This window comes from Eikenella glucosivorans, assembly GCF_016025525.2.
In the GTDB taxonomy this organism is placed as follows: Bacteria; Pseudomonadota; Gammaproteobacteria; order Burkholderiales; family Neisseriaceae; genus Eikenella; species Eikenella glucosivorans.
Map to the genome: position 1 here is coordinate 54,084 of NZ_JACSGR010000001.1, position 18,563 is coordinate 72,646.

The following is an 18,563-nucleotide window of genomic DNA, read 5'->3' on the forward strand; positions in this document are numbered from 1 at the left end:
GATTTTGAATCTGGGGAATCCCGTTTTCAGGTAGCCTCAATACGGCTAAAGGCTACCTGAAAAATATTGTGCATCAATCCACGTCGTGCAGCAGTTTGTTGAGTTTGGGCAGCAGCAGCAGCAAGACCACGAAGGAGCCGATGCTCAAGCCGGCCAGAATCATGAAATACTGCGTGGCGGCTTCGTCTGAATAAAGTTTGTCGCCCAGCACCCCACCCAGCGTGAAGCCGAGGGAAAGGGTGAGGAAGTTGAACGCAACCATCTGGGTTTTAAACGCTTTCGGCGCAACTTTGGTGGCAAACGACAGGGAAATCGGCGAGAGCAGCAGCTCTGCGATGGTGATCACCAGCAGCAGCAGCATCAGCACGATAATCGGCATCGGCGTGCCGGAAGAGAGGAAGGGCACGAAACCCAAGTAGGCCAAACCCAAGAACAGCATGGCCAAGGTGAATTTCATCTGGGATTTCGGCTGGCGGGTGCCCATTTTGGTCCACACGGCAGCCATCACGCCGGCCAAGCTAATCACAATCAAGCTTTGGTAAGTCACCAACCAAGCTACCGGCACAGTAAATCCGCCGAAGGTGCGGTTTACCGTTTTGTCGAAATACAAGGTAACGGAGCTATACACTTGGGAATAAATAGCCCAGAACAGGCACATCACGATAAACAGCGGCACATAGGCGATGATGTGGCGTTTGTCGGCCTCGGTGGCTTCTTTGTCGTGGAACATCAGGAAGAAATAGCCGATACTGATGCAGGTTACCACACCCAGCAGGATGCTGGAGAAATTGTCCAAACGCAGGATTTTAGTAGCGATCAAACCACCGATAACGGCAATGATGCCCACAGCCATGCCGATGGCTTTGCCGCGCTGCTCTTTGGGCAGCGGGTTGGGCAGCGGCAAATCCGGCAGTTTGCTTTTACCTTTGATAAACAGCGTCAGGCCGATGGCAATACCAACCACCGCACCGGCAAAGGCCATGCGGAAGCCCATATGGGATTGCAGGTAGCCTGCCACCAGCGAGCCGCAGAAGCTGCCGATGTTGATACCGGTATAGAAGATGGAGAAACCGGCGTCGCGCAGATTGCGGGTGGATTCGTCTTCATACAGCGAACCGACCAAGGTGCTGCAGGCGGATTTCACGCCGCCGCTACCTAAAGCGATAAACGGCAAGCCGGCCAAGCTGCCCACACCGGGAATCATCACCAATAGGATGTGTCCCACCAACATGGTGGACACTGCTAAAAACAAAGTATTTTTCGGGCCGATCACGCGGTCGGCAAACCAACCGCCGATGATGGTGGAAAGATAGATACTGCCGTTATAGGCACCCACGATGCCCACGGCCAGCGCCTCCGGCATCGCCAGGCCACCCTTCTCGGCTTGGTAATACAGATAAATTACCAGAATGGCCTGCATGCTGTAGAACGAAAACCGTTCCCACAGCTCAACTTGGAACAATGTTCCCAGCTGATGCGGATGGCCGAAGAATTTTTTTTCGGTCGACGTAGTCATTTCAGCGTCCTTTACATTGTTTGTACGCCATAAAGTCCAGCAACATCTCTACATCATCCGTGCTGCACAGGGCTGCCCGCACACTTGCGGCATCCTACCGATTCCGGCCTGATCCCTATTGCAGATCAGCCCTATGTTTCACTCAGCGACCTTTCAAGCGGTTGCCGTTACTGTTTTTGGAAAATATGCCTAGCCAAGGCATAGAAACTAAGGTCGCTCGTCAACTCAAGGCTAGGCTTCTATATATCAATCCACATCGTGCAGCATGCGGTTGAGGAAGGGCATCAGCACAAACAGTGCCACGGCAGAACCAAGACCGAGAGCAGCCAGAATGATATAGAACTGAGTGGCTGATTCCGGGGTATACAGTCTGTCGCCCAACACACCGCCGAGCGTAAAGCCCAAAGAGAGGGATAGGAAGTTAAACGACACCATCTGGGTTTTAAACGCCTGCGGCGCAACTTTGGTGGCAAACGACAGGGAAATCGGCGAGAGCAAGAGCTCGGCTACCGTAATCAGCACCAGCACCACCATCAGGATAACGAGCGGCATCGGCGTATTGGTGGAAAGGAAGGGTACGAAGATGGCATAAGCGATACCCACCACCAGAGTAGCCAAGGCAAATTTCATTTGGGAGCTCGGCTGGCGATCACCCATTTTGGTCCACAAAATAGCCATAGAACTAGCCAACACGATCACAGCCAAACTTTGGAAGGTAAGCAACCAAGCCACCGGCACTTCGAAGCTACCCACCTGACGCGGCACGGTTTCTTCAAAATATGCAGCTACGATGGTGTACATCTGCAAATAAGTTGCCCAGAACAGGCACATCCCCACGAACAGCGGAATATAAGCAACCAAGTGGCGTTTGTCGGCCTCAGTAGAGTGTTTGTCGTTAAACATCAAGAAGAAATAACCAATACTGATCACGCCCACCACACCCAGCAGTACGCTGGAGAAGTTTTCCAGATTCACTAGGCCGGTACCAACCAAACCACCAACAACGGCGCAAATGGCTACTACGATACCAATGGCTTTACCACGTTCTTCTTTAGGTAACGGATTGGGAACAGGCGTTTCCGGCAGTTTGCGTTGGCCTTGTAAGAAGGTCAGCAAGCAGAGCACCATACCGACCACGGCAGAGGCGAACACCATGCGGAAACCGTATTTTGGCTGCAGATAGCCGGCCAGCAGGGTGCCGAGGAAAACACCGGTGTTGATGGAAGTATAGAAGATGGAGAAGCCTGCATCGCGCAGTTTCTGCTCAGATTCGGCTTCATAAAGCGAACCCACCATGGCACTTGCCGTGGCTTTGAAGCTACCGCTACCCAAAGAGATAAGGGGCAGGCCCAACAGACTAGAATAGCCGGGCAACATCACAAGCAGGATATTACCGGCCAACATAACTACTGTAGACAAAAGCAGGGTATTTTTCGTACCCAGCACACGGTCGGCCAACCAACCACCAACGATGGTGGTGAGATAAATACTACCGGCGTATGCGCCCACGATACCGGCAGCGAGCGATTTTTCCATGCCCAAACCGCCGCCTTCCGTGGCCTGCTTATACATATAAATCATCAAGATGGATTGCACCCCGTAGTAAACGAAGCGCTCCCACATTTCGATGAAGAACAGCGTACCCAGCTGTCGCGGGTGGCCGAAGAATCTTTTTTCGGTTGATGTCGTCATTTCAGCATCCTTTAAATCAAGATTTAAAAAACGCAGTTACCCTGCCAGACACTTATCCCGTACAAGCTGTTACGTCATACGGAACAAGCATACCGCTTGGCACTGACCACATCAGCCGATTACTACCAAACTGTCTGAGATTTGCTACTTCCTCAGCTCTGCCAACATGAGACCATGCCATTTCCGGCAAATTACTACACTGCGGCAAAACATCTTTTCTTTACATTCCAAGTAAGGTTTACTCGGCGTTAGAAGCATACGCAATTGTCTGTTCTATTAACGATCGTCTCCGACCCAAAGAAAAGACTGTTGGCATAACATTAATCTTTTCATGTTTTTTTGTCAAGAAACATTAAGAAGCCTTATTTGAGGCGAGTCAAGGTTATTATCTGCTTTTTCAGGTAGCCAATCGGCCATTTCATTGCTTTTCTAACGGAGCAATATGTAAAGTCTGATTGTTATCAATAATCTGTTTCAGGAAATCGATATTCGGGTGTTTGCCGGGGTGGGCTGCGGCATCGGCGGTGTGCTCGGCAAACCATACCAGCCCCTGTGTGGCGGCTTTGCTATCCAGGCGGTTGCCGAACTTTTCGGCCAGGGCATAATAGAGTTGTAGGGAGCCGAGTTTGCCGGGAACAGCGGGGATGTGGTGGACGGTTTTCCCGGCGGCATCTCGAATATCCAGGCCGGAAAGATGGCCGATGGCGGGGAAGGTGGCGAGGTTTTCGGCAAAGGTGGCCATGATGTGTGCTCCTGTATCAGGTGGTTAAAATTTGGCTGTTTATTCGTCGTCGCCGTAGTATTTGACACCGATTTTGATGGGCGGACGGCCTTGTGATTTGCGGTATTGGTTGGAATCGCGCAGGGAGTAGGCGCAGCCGCAGTATTCCTGCTGGTAGAAGTGTTCGCGCTTGCTGATTTCGATCATGCGCGCGCTGCCGCCGCCTTTGCGCCAGTTGAAATCCCAATACACCAAATCGGGGTATTTTTCGGCGGCGCGGCGGCCGCAATCGTTGACTTGGTTCATGTTTTTCCAGCGGGAAATGCCAAGGCTGCTGGTGAAGACGTGAAAGCCGTGTTCGTGGGCGTATTGGGCGGCTTTTTCGAAACGCATGTCGAAGCACATGGTGCAGCGGATGCCGCGTTCGGGCTCGAATTCCATGCCTTTGGCTTTGGCAAACCATTCTTCGCGGTCGTTTTCGTAGTCGTCGTCTTTGTCGATGAAGGGGATGCCGAATTTGTCGGCGAAGCGCATGTTTTCTTCTTTGCGCAGCAGGTATTCTTTGAGCGGGTGGATGTTGGGGTTGTAGAAGTAGATGGTGTAGTCGATGCCGGAGGCGAGCATGGCTTCCATCACTTCTCCGCTGCACGGGGCGCAGCAGGAGTGCAGCAATACTTTTTTATGGCCGCCCGGCGGGATGAGCACGGGGCGGTTGATGGGGGTGACTTCGGCGGTGGTGCGGTTCATATTGTTATCCTGCCTTGAGGGCTTGTTTGCTTGGGTGGCGATTTTAGCACTAAACGCGGCGGGCTGACGGGGCTACCTGAAAACCTGGTTGGGCAGATGATGGGGAGCGGTATTTTTCAGGTAGCCTCTTGCTAAGAGTAAAGGCTACCTGAAAATCTGGGGCAACCATAGTGGATTCAATTGAAACCACTACGGCGTAGGCTCACCTTGCCATACTGCTACTGTATATTTTCAGGTAGCCTTCCAACAAAAATTGCCTGAAAGGGCAAACCCTTCCAGGCAATCTGGCAGAAACCGGGATCAGCAGCAGCGGCCGCCGTTGGCACCGCAGCGGCGCTTACGGCAGTAATCCGCAAACTGTTGCTCGGTCATAACGGGCGCCTTCGGGTTGTAACGCCTCTGGCGCGCCACATAGTTGGCGTAGTCCGGCACGCCCACCATCAGGTTGGCGGTCAGCTTCGCCGTTTTCCAGGCATTCTGCAAATGCAGCTTGAAGTTATGCTTCATTGCTTCCTGCCTCTGCGGCAGCCGCTTCATTGCGGTATACCGGCGGGATTTCCTGAGCGGTAGACCAAGCCACTTTGCGGGCTTTCATGGCTACCTGGAAGCCATAGATGGCCACCACCACAACCACAGCCAAGAACAGGATGGTCAGGCCGGAGTTCACCGTATCGTTGAACGCGATGCGGCTCATCTCTTCAGCGGTTTTGGCCGGAGCCAGGATTTCGCCTCTAGCTAGAGCATCTTTGTATTTGGCAGCGTGGGCCATGAAGCTAACGCGCGGGTTGGAATCGAATACTTTCTGCCAACCGGCATAGCAGGTTACCAGCAATACGCCGAGGGCGGGCACCAAGGTAACCCAAATGTAGCGGTCGCGTTTCATCTTGATCAGAACCACGGTACACAGGATCAAGGCCACGCCTGCCAACATTTGGTTGGCGATACCGAACAGCGGCCACAGGGAGTTAATGCCACCCAGCGGGTCGGTTACACCGGTGTAGAGGAAGTAGCCCCACAGCGCCACGGCCATGAAAGTAGCAATCAGGTTGGCCGGCAGGCTGTCGGTGTTGCCGAACGGTTTGTAGAAGATACTGCCCAAGTCCTGAATCATGAAGCGGGCCACACGGGTACCGGCGTCCACGGCAGTCAGAATGAACAGGGCTTCAAACAGCAGCGCAAAGTGATACCAGAACGCCATCATGCTTTCGCCGGGGATCAGCTGGCTCATGATGTGAGCCATACCCACCGCCAAGGTCGGCGCACCGCCGGCACGGGACAGGATAGTGTGCTCACCCACTTCTTTGGCCACATGCAGCAGGGTGGCTTCGCTCACCGGGAAGCCCAGCTGGGTGGTGATCACTTGTGCAGCATTGGCAGCATCGGTGCCGATCAGGGCAGCCGGGCTGTTCATGGCGAAGTATACGCCGGGATCCAGAGAAGCAGCGGCAGCCAGGGCCATAATGGCCACAAAGCTTTCCATAATCATGCCGCCGTAGCCGATCATGCGCACATGTTCTTCGTTCTCAACCATTTTCGGGGTGGTACCGGAAGAAATCAGAGCGTGGAAGCCGGATACCGCACCGCAAGCGATGGTGATGAACAGGAAGGGGAACAGATGACCTGAGAATACCGGGCCGGTACCGTCAATAAAGCGGGTAACGGCGTGCATTTGCAGCGGCGGGCTAACGATGATAATGCCCAAAGCCAATGCAATGATGGTACCGATTTTCAGGAAGGTGGAGAGGTAGTCGCGCGGGGTCAGCAGCAGCCATACCGGCAGCACGGAAGCGATGAAACCGTAGATCATCACCGCCCAAGCGATAGACAGGCCTTCCAAGTCGAAGTAGTGCCCGAAAGAGCTTTCGGCCACGTTTTTACCATACACAATCGCCAACACCAGCAGGATAAAGCCGACCACGGAAATCTCACCGATTTTGCCCGGACGGATATAGCGGGTGTAGATACCCATAAAGAGGGCGATCGGGATGGTGGTGGCAATGGTGAAGGTACCCCACGGGCTGTGGATCAAGGCTTTCACCACAATCAACGCCAGCACGGCCATAATGATCACCATGATCATCAAAATACCGATGGAGGCAATCACGCCGGGCACGGTGCCCAGCTCCTGCTTCACGATGTCACCCAAGGATTTGCCATCACGACGCATAGACACGAACAACACCATCGCGTCCTGCACCGCACCGGCAAACACCACGCCGAAGATAATCCACAGCGTGCCCGGCAGATAACCCATCTGCGCGGCCAGCACCGGGCCTACCAAGGGGCCGGCGCCTGCAATGGCGGCAAAGTGGTGGCCGAACAATACACCCTTATGGGTTGGCACATAATCCAAACCATCGTTATGGCGCTCGGCCGGCGTGAGCCGGTTCGGGTCGAGCTGCATAACGTTTTTGGCGATATACAGACTATAAAAACGGTAGGCAATGCAATATACGGAAACGGCGGCAATCACCATCCATACAGCGCTTACCTGCTCCCCTCGATGGATGGCCAAAGTGGTAAACGCGGCCAGGCCGGCGAGCACCACAACGCCCCATATCAGGATGCTTTTGAGCTTGTTCATGATACACAACACTCCGATTCAATAAAAATAAAACGGCTGCGGTTCAGCTTATCACTGCCGATTATGGCAGCCACCTATCCGGCAATTGCCGCGCCGCACGGAACACCGCTGCGGACAAAGCTCCTGCCAAACGGGGCAAGCTTAACATATTTGCGGAATTCCTTGAGTAAAATTTTTACAAACGCCACGGTATTTTTACCGGAAATTGGACAAAAGCTCCAATTTCGGCGGCATAAACTGCTGAAGACATGCTTGTTTGACTTAAATCAAACTTACAAAAAGCCGGTTTTGCTGTCTGCCCGGCCGCCTCCCATGCTGCAACAGGCTACCTGAAAACACCGCATCCGCTTCAAAAGAGTTTAGTTAAAGTAGAAACGGCATAGGGCCGGAAACCCCTGCTTTATTGCTATATTAACTTGTAGCCGAGTCCTGCTTCGGCATTATTTCAGCAAAACTTTTCAGGTAGCCTTTGCACAGGCAGTTAGGCTACCTGAAAACACCGGCTCCAGCCCGGCCAAACCGGAACCGGCCATAAAAACGGGCAGCCGTGATGCGGCTGCCCGATGTTGCCCCGAATGTTTTACTGTGCCGCCGGATCGGTGCGGCGGTAGCGGCCGGCCATGGCTTTATACACCATGGCTTCGTAGCGCAGGGTTTGATAGCGCGTTTCCAACAGACTTTGCGCGCTGCCGTATTCGGAATTGAGCGCGGAGAGCCAGTCTTTGAGCTCGTTGCGGCCGTGCTGGTAGCGGACGCGGTAGTAGCGGCTGTTTTCCACGTCGAGGCGGTAGCGGCGGCGCAGGTTTTCCAGGCTTTGACGGCTGCTTTGGTATTGGCTGTAGTTGGTTTGCACTTCGTTGAGCGCGGTGGTGAGGGCTTTTTCGAAGGCGAGCTTGGCGTTTTCAAAGTCGGCTTCGGCATTGCGGTCGCGCCAGCGCAGGGTGTGCCAGTTGAGGAAGGGGAGGTTGAGGCTGACGCTGCCGCCCAATATCGGCACGTTGAAGAGGTTGCGGCTGTGTTCGGACGAGCTGCTGAGTGCGGCGTTCAGCGTAATGCTGGGATACCAGCTGCGGTATTGCGCCTGCTGGCTTTTGAGGGCGGACTGCAGGCGGTAGTCGGCAGCGAGGAGGTCGGGGCGGGCGGCGAGGGTGGAAACGGGCACGTTTAAATCGACTTGGCCGCCTTCCGGCAGGCTGAAATCGGCGGGCTGCACGGCCATTTGCTGGCCGGGGCGCAGATTGAGCAGGTTGCGCAGGGTGGCTTCGGTGTTTTCTCGGTTCTGCTGCAGGGAGAGCAGGCTGTTTTGCGCAGACAGCAGGGATTGCTCGGCCTGGGTGACTTCGATGGAGGCGGCGCGGCCGTGGCGGTATTTGCTGCGGGCGATTTGCAGGATTTGCCGGTATTGTTGCTGCGATTGCTCGGAAAGCTTGATGGCTTCGTTTAAATAGGCTACCTGAAAATAGGCGTCGGCCACGTTGTTGATGATGGTGAGGCGGGTGGCGGCGAGGTCTTGCTCGGTGGCGCGCTGCTCCCACACTTGGGCGGAGGCGGTGGCGTTGAGGCGGCGCCACAGGTCGAGCTCGTAGCTTAGGCCGAGCTGGCTGCTGTAGCTGTGGCTGTTGGCGCGGGTGTCGAGGTTGCGGCTGGCGTTGGCGCCGAGCGAGGCGTTGTAGGACGGCACGAGGTTGGCGCCGAGGATGTTGGCCTGATACAGGGCTTTGTTTACGCTGACGGCGGCCTGCTTCAAATCGACGTTGTTGGCCAGCGCCTGTTGCACCAGGGCATTGAGGCGGGCATCGCCGAAGGCCTGCCACCAGTCGCTGTCGGCCTGATAGGCGCAGCCTTCGGCCCGGACGCACTGCCCGGCGGTATCGGCCACGGCGGCGGCTTGGTTTACCGTGCCTTCGCTTTGCGCCTGCGCCAAGCCGATTTGGCTGTTGGGGGTGCGGTCGATGGCGCAGCCGCCGAGCAGCAGCAGGGCGAGCACGGCCGTACGGACGGGGGGGATGGATTGGGTTGTCGGTTTCATAAACCCTCGTTTCTTGGCTGGGTTATTTGGTTTCAGGTAGCCTCAAGCCGCTAATCGCGCGACAGGGCGGCAATCGGGTTGAGCTGCGAGGCATTTTTGGCCGGCATGAAGCCGAACAGCACGCCGATAAAGGTGGAGCACAGCACGGCGCTCACGATCGACCAGGTGGAAAACGACATGGCAAACTCGGTGGCCAATGCGTTGAAGCCCAGGCCGATCAGGTAGGAGAGCACAATCCCCGCCGCGCCGCCGATGAGGCAGATCAACACGGCCTCAATCAGAAACTGCTGCAAAATATTGCCCTGCCGCGCGCCGATGGCCATGCGCACGCCGATTTCCTTGGTGCGCTCGGTTACCGACACCAGCATGATATTCATCACGCCGATGCCGCCCACCACCAGCGAAATCAAGGCAATGCAGGAAATCAGCAGGGTCATGGCGCTGGTGGTTTTTTCGATGGTCTGCTTGATGCTGTCGCTGTTGCTGGTGAAGAAGTCTTCGGTGCCGTGCCGCGCCAGAAGCAGCTCTTTGATGCCCTGCTCGGCCACCGAGGTGCTCACATCGTCTTTGATTTTCACGGTAACCGAGCTGATGTAGCGTTCGCCGGAAATGCGGTTCATCACCGTGGTGTAGGGTGCCCACATTTGCAGGTTGTCGGCGCCGCCGAAGCCGTTTTGATCTTCCGCGCTGATGCCGATCACGCGTAGCGGGCGCTTGCCGAACAGGATGGTTTGGCCGATGGGGTTGCTGCCGTCGGGGAAGAGCTGCTTGCGCGTGTTCGGGTCGATCACCACCACCTGCGCCGCCTCGTCCACGTCGGCCTGGTCGAACAGCCGGCCTTGGTCGAGCTTGATGCCGCGCACGCTGAAATACTGCTCACCCGCGCCGTAGAGCTGGGCGGTAACGTTGGTGCTGCGGTAGGTAACGGTACCGCTGGAGGTGGTCATCGGGGTGACGCTGTCCACATAGCTCTGCCGGCCGATGGCTTGGGCGTCGGCGATGGTGAGCGTGCGGATGCGGTTGCGTCGGCGGTCGCCGAAGCTTTTGCCGGGATACACGCCGATGGTGTTGGTGCCGATGGCGCTGATATCGGAGAGGATTTTCTCCTGCGTGCCGCGCCCCAACGCCACCACGGACACCACCGAGGCGATGCCGATGATGATGCCGAGCATGGTGAGCAGCGAGCGCATTTTGTGCGCCATGATGGCCTGCACCGACATTTTGAAGGCTTCGACAAACTGATCTTTGAAAAACAGCCAAGACTGCTGCTCGGGCCGGCTTTCCACGCTGCTGGGCGGAATATTTTCGCTTTTGCTGTGGTCGGCGATGATTTCGCCGTCTTTGATTTCGATCACGCGGTTGGCGAAGGCGGCGATGTTCGGGTCGTGCGTGACCAGGATGATGGTGTGGCCTTTGGCGTGCAGGCCGCGGATGATCTCCATCACCATCTCGCCGCTGCCCGAATCGAGTGCGCCGGTGGGCTCGTCGGCGAGGATGATTTCGCCGCCGTTCATTAGGGCGCGGGCGATGGAAACGCGCTGCTGCTGGCCGCCGGAAAGCTCGTTCGGCCGGTTGGCTTCTTTGCCTTCCAGGCCCAAATCGGCCAGCAGCATATCAGCGCGCTCCTGCCTATCTTTCTGATCCATGCCGGCATACACGGCGGGCAGGGCAACGTTATCGCGGGCGCTGAGCGCGCCGAGCAGGTTGTAGCGCTGGAAGATGAAGCCGAACTTGCGCCGCCGCAACGCGGCCAGCTCGTCGCCGCTCATCTGCGCGGTTTCCACGCCGTCGATCTGGTAGGAACCGGAAGTGGCGCTGTCGAGGCAGCCGAGGATGTTCATCAGTGTGGATTTGCCGGAACCGGATTGGCCGATGATGGCGATGAAATCGCCTTTTTTGATGCTCAGGCTGATGTCTTTCAAAATATGGACGCGGTTGGCGCCTTCGCCGAAATAGCGGTTGATGTTGCGGCATTCGATTAGGTTCATATACGGCTTTCGTTGCGGCAGGGAGGCTACCTGAAAACGATGTTTTGCGGAGCAAAGCTGAGTTTCTGCGAAGCTAAAACGGGTGCGGCAAGGTTTCTGCGAAGCTCGAATTTTTCAGGTAGCCTCAAATTTCAGGCAGCCCTAGCTATGGAACGGGCTCGGCATCAGCCAATCTGTTTTGCTGCCATCATTTAACCGGGCCAATCTCAAACCCGTACAAGGCGGCGAGCCGCAGACAGTATGGGCAATGCGGCAAGGCGAACCAACGCGGTAATGGTTTGAGAGGGGCTCGGCTAATTTACATCGGCGGGCCGCCCTGCCACTCTTTCACCGTGCCGTCGCTCTCCGACACAATCACTTTCTCGCCCTCTTTCACGCCTGATTTCACTTCGGTGCGCGTGCCGTCGCTGATGCCGGCGGTGATGGTGCGCTCTTCCACCTTGCCGTCGGCCAGCAGCACGCGCACATAGCGCTCGCGGCCGCGCTGTTTGATGGCGGCGGAAGGCACGGTGAGCACGTTTTTCGCTTCGCCGATGACGATGTTGTTTTGCGTGGTCATGCCGATGGCGAGCTTGCCGTCTTCGTTCGGCACCAGGGCGCGGGCGTAGTAGTAGATGGCGGTGCTGGTGGTGTCGGTGCTGGTGGTGTAGCTGCCTTGCGAGAGGGTGGTGAGGCCGGGGTCGATGCTGTCGAGCTTGGCTTCCCGCTCGCTGTCGGGGTCGGCCAGGGTGGTGAAGAGCAGGGTTTGCCCGGCTTTCACGCGGGTCACGTCTCCTTCGGCAATCTGCATTTTGTTCAGCATCTGGCTCAAATCGGCCACCTGGCCGATGGCGGGCGTGGTTTGATTGGCGTTCACCGTTTGCCCTTCTTCCACTTTCACCGACACCATGGTGCCGCTAATCGGCGCGGTGATGCGGGTGTAGCCCAAATCGGCTTCGGAAGTGTTGATGGCGATGCGGGTTTGGCGGATGGAGGATTGCAGCTCGCCCACCTGCGCCTTGGCGGCGGCATAGGCTCCCTGCGCGCTTTCCAGCTCTTCTTTGGAGGTGGCGTTTTCCGCCCACAAGGCCTGCTCGCGGCGGTATTTGCGCTCGGCGTTTTGCAGAGCCACGCGGGCGGACACGAGCTGCGCCTGATAGGTTTCCAGGCGGGCTTTGTTGGTGTTCAGCGCGTTGAGCTGGGTGGTGGAGTCGATTTCGGCGATGAGGTCGCCCTTTTCCACGTGCTGCCCGAGCTTCACATATAAATGTTTGATTTGGCCGGATGCCTGCGCGCCCACGTCCACCAGCTGCGCGGCGGAAATCTCGCCGGTGGCAGACACGGTTTGGCGCACGTCGGCGCGTTTCACTTCTTCGGTGAGGTAGGTGGTTTGCGGTTTGTTCGGCTTGAGGAAGGCATAGCCCGCCCCGCCCACGGCCAAGACGGCCACCGCCCACAAGGCCCATTTCAAGGGTTTTTTCATCTTGCTCCGCCCGCCGTTGCCGGCAGTTGTTGGGAAATGCGGCTATTTTAGAGAAATCGCCGCTTACTGCGCCATCTGATTAACCTTTCCTTACCCCTCCGGAGGTCTGTGTTGGCAAGGTGTTACCGAAAGGCAGGATCGGGAAAAAGGCTACCTGAAAACGTGAGCTTGAACAAAGTTAAACGCAGGCGGCCGCACGGCGGACAATGCCTTGGGCCGCGGCAGGGTTTCCGCAAAGTCATGGCGGATTCGGTTTGCATCAAAGCCAAGCAGCAATAGCCGCAGATATATAGCGGATTTTGTGAATTTCGATATAAGGCGGCGAGCCGAAGACAATACACACGTACAGCAAGGCAAGCCAACGCCGTAGCGAAAGTTAAGTTAATTCGCTATAAATTTTCAGGTAGCCTGATCTGCTCGATGCAGGCTACCTGAAAACCGAATCCGCTATCGCAAATTAACTTAAATCCGCCATCCCGCTCCGCAAAGACTCATCTTCACCGGGCACCATTTTGGCTCCATCGAAACCCGACCTTGGCCGCGCCAACGCATCGTTTTCATTTCGTTGAAGCTGCGTTTTCAGGTAGCCCCTACCGGCGCCTGAATATCAGCGAGGTATTCACGCCGCCGAAGGCGAAGTTGTTGTTCATCACGTATTCGGTGTCGATATGGCGGCCTTGGCCGGTGAGGTAGTCGGCTTCGCCGCAGCGCGGGTCGATGTTGTCCAGATTCAGTGTGGGGGCGAACCAGCCGCCGCGCATCATTTCGATGGCGAACCAGGATTCGAGCGCGCCGCATGCGCCGAGGGTGTGGCCGAGGTAGCTTTTTTGCGAGCTGATGGGAATGTGGCCGAACACGGCGGCGGTGGCCTGGGTTTCGGCAATGTCGCCCTGTTCGGTGGCGGTGCCGTGGCCGCTCACGTAGCCGACGGCGGAAGGCGGCAGGGCGGCGTCTTCGAGGGCGAGTTCCATGCAGCGCCGCATGGTGCGCATCTCGGGGCGGGTGATGTGGCTGCCGTCGCAGTTGGCACCGTATCCCGCAATTTCGGCAATGATGTGCGCACCGCGCGCTTGGGCGTGCTCCAAATCTTCCAGCACCATCATGCAGCCGCCTTCGCCGAGCACGAGGCCGTCACGGGCGGCGTCGTAGGGGCGCGGGGTAAGTTCCGGCTCGCTGTTGCGGCGGCTGGCGGCGTAGAGGCTGTCGAACACGTAGGCTTCGGAGGGGCAGAGCTGGTCGGCACCGCCGGCCAGCATCATGGGGATTTTGCCGTATTTGATCGCTTCGTAGGCATAACCGATGCCCTGGCTGCCGGAGGTGCAGGCGCTGGAGGTGGGGATCAGGCGACCGGTGAGGCCGAAGAAGATGGCCACGTTGGCGGCGGTGGTGTGCGGCATCATGCGCACATAGGTGTTGGCGCTGAAATTGTTGGGCTGATGGGCAAGCAGCAGGCCGATGTCGAGCACATCAGCGGTGCTGCCGCTGGACGAACCGGCGGCCACGCCCATGCTGCCGTTGCGGATGGCGGGGTCGCCGAGCAAACCGGCCTGTTTCAGGGCCTGTTCGGCGGCGTCGGTGCAGTATTGCGCCAAAGGACCCATGCTGCGCAGCTGTTTGCGCGTCCAATGCGCGGGCGGGGCATAGGCGGGCAGCGGTGCGCCGAGGCGGGTTTCCATTTCGGGGAAGGCATCCCACGCCTCCATGCGGCGCACGGCGTTTTTGCCCGCGCGGAAGGCGGCTTCGATTTCGTGCCACCCGCGGCCGAAGGCGCACACCGCGCCCACGCCGGTAATCACCACCCGTTTCGTTTTCATCAGCACAATCCTCCGTTTACCGCAATCACCTGCCGCGTGATGTAGGCGGCGTGTTCGCTCATCAAGAAGCGCACGGCATGCGCCACTTCCTCCGGCCGCCCCATGCGCTGTGCCGGAATGGCTTTCAAAATTTCTTCCACCGGCACGTTGTCATCCAAAATCTCCGTATCGATCAGGCCGGGGGCGACGCAGTTTACCGTGATCTTGCGTTTGGCCAGCTCCACTGCCAAGGCCTTGGCCGCGCCAATCAGCCCGGCTTTCGACGCGCTGTAGTTCACCTGCCCGCGGTTGCCAATCAGGCCGGACACGGAGGCCATGCACACAATCCGTCCCGGCGCGCGGCGGCGGATCATCGGCATGATGAGCGGGTGCAGCACGTTGTAGAAACCGTCCAGATTGGTACGCAGCACGCGGTCCCAGTCTTCGTCTTCCAGCGCGGGAAAGGCATTGTCGCGCGTCAGCCCCGCATTCAGCACCACGCCGTAATACGCGCCGTGCGCTTCAATGTCCGCCTCCAGCACGCGGCGGCATTCGGCGCGGTCGGCCACGTCAAACTGCAACACCCGCGCCTGCCGCCCCAGCGCGCGGATTTGTTCCGCCACCGCTTCGGCCTCCGCCATGCGGCTGCGGCCGTGCACCACGATGTCGAAGCCGTCTTGCGCCAAGGCCAAAGCCGCCGCACGGCCGATGCCGCGCGTGGAGCCGGTGATGAGGATGGTTTGGGTCATGATGGGGGTTCCTTTGCAATCTTGGGGCAGGCGGCCGGAGGCTACCTGAAAAAAGGCCGTCTGAAAACGGCTTGTCGGGGTAGGCGGATTGTACCTGCGAACCGGATTTGTCGGAATGGTGTTTTTGGTTTTTCAGGTAGCCTTTTGGGGGATTGGAGGCCGTCTGAAAGGCTACCTGAAAAGTAGAGCGATGCCGTAAAATCCCGAAGCTGCCGGGGGAAACGTAATAAATTTGAATATATTGTTTGATGATACAATTACCCCGTCTCATGATCCGCCAGGAGGGGCAAATGCTGAAAGATTTCACCGACCCGAACGAAAACATCTTGTGGCAGGGCAAGCCGCACCGCCTGCTGTATATTATGGGCAATCCGCTGATTTACCCTTTCGCCCTGTGCTGGGGGCTGTTCGACCTGTTTTTCATCACCAAGTTCAACGCCGCCTCGCACGGGATGTTTCCGCATGCCAACCTTTTTGTGCTGTTTCACATGGCTCCGGTGTGGTACGCGATATTTTCGCCGATATACCGTTTTTTCAACTGGTACCGCATCGATTACGCGCTCACCGACAAACGTCTCTATTTCACCGCCGGCATCATCGGGCTGGACATTGCCAGCCTGGAGCTGCCGGAAGTACATAATCTGCGGGTATACGTGGGCATACTGGAAGCCATATTCCAGCGCGGCACGATACGCTTCGGCAACCGGAATGCTTTGTATGCGATTGAAAAACCTTATGAAGTATACAAGCTGATTCAGCAAACTGCTGTGGATATCTCCACCGACCGCCAGTTCCCCAACCAACTGCGCCCCGACGAAAACCCGGGCTACCGCACCCGATACAAGCCTTAACACCGAAAGCCGGCAAAACAAGCCGTCTGAAAGCAGGTTTCGTTGCCTTCAGACGGCTTATTTTCACAGCAGCGGCAGGGCTTAGCTGCCCAGCTGCGTGGTTTTGTTCACAATAATCTCCACGCGGCGGTTTTGGGCGCGGCCTTCAGGATTGTCGCTGCCGTCGGGGTGGGTATTGGGCGCGATGGGGCGGGTGGCGCCGAGGCCTTCGATTTGGTAGTTCTGGTGCAGGCCTTGCGCCTCAAACCAGCTTTTCACCGCCTGTGCGCGTGCCAGAGACAAACGCTGGTTGTAGGCATCGGAGCCTTTGCTGTCGGTATGGCCGGTGATCAGGATCAAGCCCTGCCCTTTGCGGCGGATCACATCGGCGGCTTTTTGCAGCTCGGCATCGGCTTCGGGCTTGAGATCGGCCTTGTCGAAATCAAACAGCACATCGGAAGACAGATTGATTTCGATGTTAAACCCGGTTTCAGTGCCGCTCAAACCGCTGCCTTGCGCCGAGAGGCTGCTGCCTTGGGAAGACAAACTGCTGCCTTGAGAAGACAGGCCGCTGCCCTGAGCCGACAGGGCAGACGAGGCGGCAGCGGCAGGCGCTGCCTGTTCGGAAGCGGCAGCGGGCGGGGTTTGCTGCAAATCGGCCGCGCTGGCGGCAAGGGTTTGCCCCTGCTGCGGTTGCTGGTCGGCAGGAGTCGGCTCCTGCCCGCAGGCGCACAGGGCGGAAACGGCCGCCACACAGGCAAAGAAACGCAATGTTTTCATAAAGCAAGCTCCTTCAGGGGCGGCGGGGCAGCGCTAGGCCGCCCATCTGCCGCCGGGTGGAAATCAGCGGCTTACCGGCACCGAATCAAACGAGCCCGCACCGGGGAAATCGATGGTGATGGTGGGCGTTGTTTCGGCTGGGGCGGGGAATTTAAGCGCGATGATGACGGGAGAGCTGCTGCTGGAGGTTATTACACCGCTTCCACCGACAACAGGATCGGTCATATATTTACCGTTTTCATCCTGCAACAGGCTGATGCGTTTGCTGGTGCTTTCGTCGATATAGGCAAAATCCGCAACCTGACCGCTGCGTATTGTTTTGAATTTATAGCCGCCATTTTCATTTTTAGGCGGTGTGTATATAAATTCAACATTGAGAATCTGACCGACTACTTTGGCTTTGGTTAAAGCCAGCGTGCCATCTTCAAATGGTTTGGACTGGATGGCCTGCGCGGCGGGATCCTGCTGCTGCGGGGCGGCGGCCGGCTCGCGGATCAGGCTGTTGCCGGAAGCGGGCTCGGGAGCGGGCGGCGCGGGATTGGGGTTGGGGAGTTGCGCCTGTTCCTGCGCCTGCGGCGGCGGGGTTGGCTCGGGATCTTTTTGGCAGGCGGCAAGCAGAGCCAAAGCAGACAACACAACAAGGGCAGATTGGGAAACACGCATTTTGAATACCTCTCTAAGGTTGGATATTGCGGTGAAAATACGAACGGACTGCTGCCCGTGTATACCAAAAATCCCGATAAAATTCAAGCAGGCCGCAGCCGGTATGCGCATCTCGATTCATATATAAACAACAGCGTGCCCATGTTTGTGCTGCGCAGCAATTTCGTTTTATCGATATTTGTTTTTCAGGTAGCCTTTCAGTGTTTGGGGCTACCTGAAAACGCAAGCTTAAACGGAGCGGACCGATGTTTTGCCAAGCAAGGCGGCGTTTCTGCGAAACCAAAAATCAGCCGAAACTTTCAATCTCACGCCTTAGGCAAAAACCACGCCAACACCAAGGCCGCCGCCGCACCGCAGCCGGCCACCTTGGCCACCGCCAGCCATGTTACCGCGTCGGCCTGCGGGAAATCCACCAGCACCACAAATGCGGCAAAGGCCGCCGTGATGGCCGCGCCGATCAAGGTCATCGCCGCCACGCCTGGTTTGTTGCGCCGCAAACCGAGCTGCGAGGCAGCCAGCCCGGTGAGCGCACCCGGCACGGCGCCGTAGAGGAAGCCCCACAGCAGCAGGCGCAACAGCAGGTAGGCACCGCCCGAGGGCCTTAGGTAGGCGACCAAGGGCAGCACGCCCACCACGCCGCCGAGCAGGCCGCAAATCAGCGCCATGCGCCAGCGCCGCCATTCCGCGCCGAAGGCGGCCGCGCCGGTGGCTGGGTTTTGCCGTGAGGGAGCTTGAGTGGGGAGAGTCATGTGTTTCCTTATCTTGGTTGGATTGATGCCGCATCAGCCATAGCGGGTTCACTTGGTTTCGCCATAGCTTGGTTCGTGTATCGGCAGCCGGCCACTAGGCTACCTGAAAATGAGGGCGGCGGATATGCTTTTGCAGCAATGCAGCTGCCGGACGCGGCAAAATTCCGTATGGGCATCCCGCCAATTTCGGCTCAAAACAAAAGGCTGGCAACCCAACCCTCGCTTGGCGGAAATTTCGGATAACACGGCCATCCTACCGC

At 57.4% G+C, this 18,563-nt stretch carries 15 protein-coding genes; 1 reads left to right on the forward strand and 14 read right to left on the reverse strand.

All coding sequences use genetic code 11. The annotated features are described in order from the left end of the window. Window positions 1-73 precede the first annotated feature (73 nt). From H9Q10_RS00245 to fabG, 11 genes are all read right to left on the reverse strand, one after another. Window positions 74-1,516: a peptide MFS transporter gene (locus H9Q10_RS00245; protein ID WP_197902045.1), complete on the reverse strand. Its 1,443-nt coding sequence runs from the start codon at window positions 1,514-1,516 to the stop codon at window positions 74-76. A 246-nt stretch (window positions 1,517-1,762) separates the two neighbouring features. After that, window positions 1,763-3,208 (reverse strand): peptide MFS transporter, encoded by a 1,446-nt coding sequence (locus H9Q10_RS00250; protein ID WP_197902046.1) that lies wholly within the window; start codon window positions 3,206-3,208, stop codon window positions 1,763-1,765. A gap of 418 nt (window positions 3,209-3,626) precedes the next feature. Further along, entirely contained in the window at window positions 3,627-3,950 is a 324-nt protein-coding gene (locus tag H9Q10_RS00255; RefSeq protein ID WP_197902047.1) for a DUF2322 family protein, read from the reverse strand. A gap of 39 nt (window positions 3,951-3,989) precedes the next feature. Then, entirely contained in the window at window positions 3,990-4,676 is a 687-nt protein-coding gene (locus tag H9Q10_RS00260) for an epoxyqueuosine reductase QueH (protein ID WP_197902048.1), read from the reverse strand. A 300-nt stretch (window positions 4,677-4,976) separates the two neighbouring features. Then, the gene (locus H9Q10_RS00265; protein ID WP_197902049.1) at window positions 4,977-5,183 is read right to left on the reverse strand and encodes a YbdD/YjiX family protein; all 207 of its coding nucleotides are present in this window, start codon (window positions 5,181-5,183) and stop codon (window positions 4,977-4,979) included. Further along, window positions 5,173-7,260 carry a carbon starvation CstA family protein gene (locus H9Q10_RS00270; protein ID WP_197902050.1) on the reverse strand — a complete coding sequence of 696 codons (2,088 nt, stop codon included), beginning with the start codon at window positions 7,258-7,260 and terminating at the stop codon, window positions 5,173-5,175. Before H9Q10_RS00270 ends, H9Q10_RS00265 begins: the two co-directional genes overlap by 11 nt. Before the next feature lie 580 nt (window positions 7,261-7,840). Further along, window positions 7,841-9,289 carry a TolC family protein gene (locus tag H9Q10_RS00275; RefSeq protein ID WP_197902051.1) on the reverse strand — a complete coding sequence of 483 codons (1,449 nt, stop codon included), beginning with the start codon at window positions 9,287-9,289 and terminating at the stop codon, window positions 7,841-7,843. 50 nt (window positions 9,290-9,339) lie between these two features. Next, on the reverse strand, window positions 9,340-11,277 hold the full coding sequence (locus tag H9Q10_RS00280) for a MacB family efflux pump subunit (protein ID WP_197902052.1): 1,938 nt from the start codon (window positions 11,275-11,277) through the stop codon (window positions 9,340-9,342). A gap of 298 nt (window positions 11,278-11,575) precedes the next feature. Continuing rightward, window positions 11,576-12,739 (reverse strand): efflux RND transporter periplasmic adaptor subunit, encoded by a 1,164-nt coding sequence (locus H9Q10_RS00285; RefSeq protein WP_197902053.1) that lies wholly within the window; start codon window positions 12,737-12,739, stop codon window positions 11,576-11,578. 590 nt (window positions 12,740-13,329) lie between these two features. Then, on the reverse strand, window positions 13,330-14,553 hold the full coding sequence (locus tag H9Q10_RS00290; protein WP_197902054.1) for a beta-ketoacyl-ACP synthase: 1,224 nt from the start codon (window positions 14,551-14,553) through the stop codon (window positions 13,330-13,332). After that, a complete protein-coding gene (fabG, locus tag H9Q10_RS00295; protein WP_197902055.1) occupies window positions 14,553-15,281 on the reverse strand; it encodes a 3-oxoacyl-ACP reductase FabG in 729 nt (242 codons plus the stop codon). The genes H9Q10_RS00290 and fabG overlap by 1 nt, the downstream gene beginning before the upstream one ends. 290 nt (window positions 15,282-15,571) lie before the next feature. Here fabG and H9Q10_RS00300 point away from each other — a divergent pair, with 290 nt between their 5' ends. Beyond that, a complete protein-coding gene (locus H9Q10_RS00300; protein WP_238480100.1) occupies window positions 15,572-16,132 on the forward strand; it encodes a PH domain-containing protein in 561 nt (186 codons plus the stop codon). Between the two features lie 81 nt (window positions 16,133-16,213). Here the strand turns inward: H9Q10_RS00300 and H9Q10_RS00305 are convergent, their stop codons facing one another. The 3 genes from H9Q10_RS00305 to H9Q10_RS00315 all read right to left on the reverse strand — a co-directional run bounded on the left by H9Q10_RS00305 (window position 16,214) and on the right by H9Q10_RS00315 (window position 18,303). Then, window positions 16,214-16,891 carry an OmpA family protein gene (locus H9Q10_RS00305; protein WP_197902056.1) on the reverse strand — a complete coding sequence of 226 codons (678 nt, stop codon included), beginning with the start codon at window positions 16,889-16,891 and terminating at the stop codon, window positions 16,214-16,216. Window positions 16,892-16,954: 63 nt separating this feature from the next. Next, window positions 16,955-17,554, reverse strand: a complete 600-nt coding sequence (locus H9Q10_RS00310) for a phosphoribosylglycinamide synthetase (RefSeq protein WP_197902057.1) — start codon at window positions 17,552-17,554, stop codon at window positions 16,955-16,957. 305 nt (window positions 17,555-17,859) lie between these two features. After that, entirely contained in the window at window positions 17,860-18,303 is a 444-nt protein-coding gene (locus H9Q10_RS00315; protein WP_197902058.1) for a hypothetical protein, read from the reverse strand. Window positions 18,304-18,563: the final 260 nt, after the last annotated feature.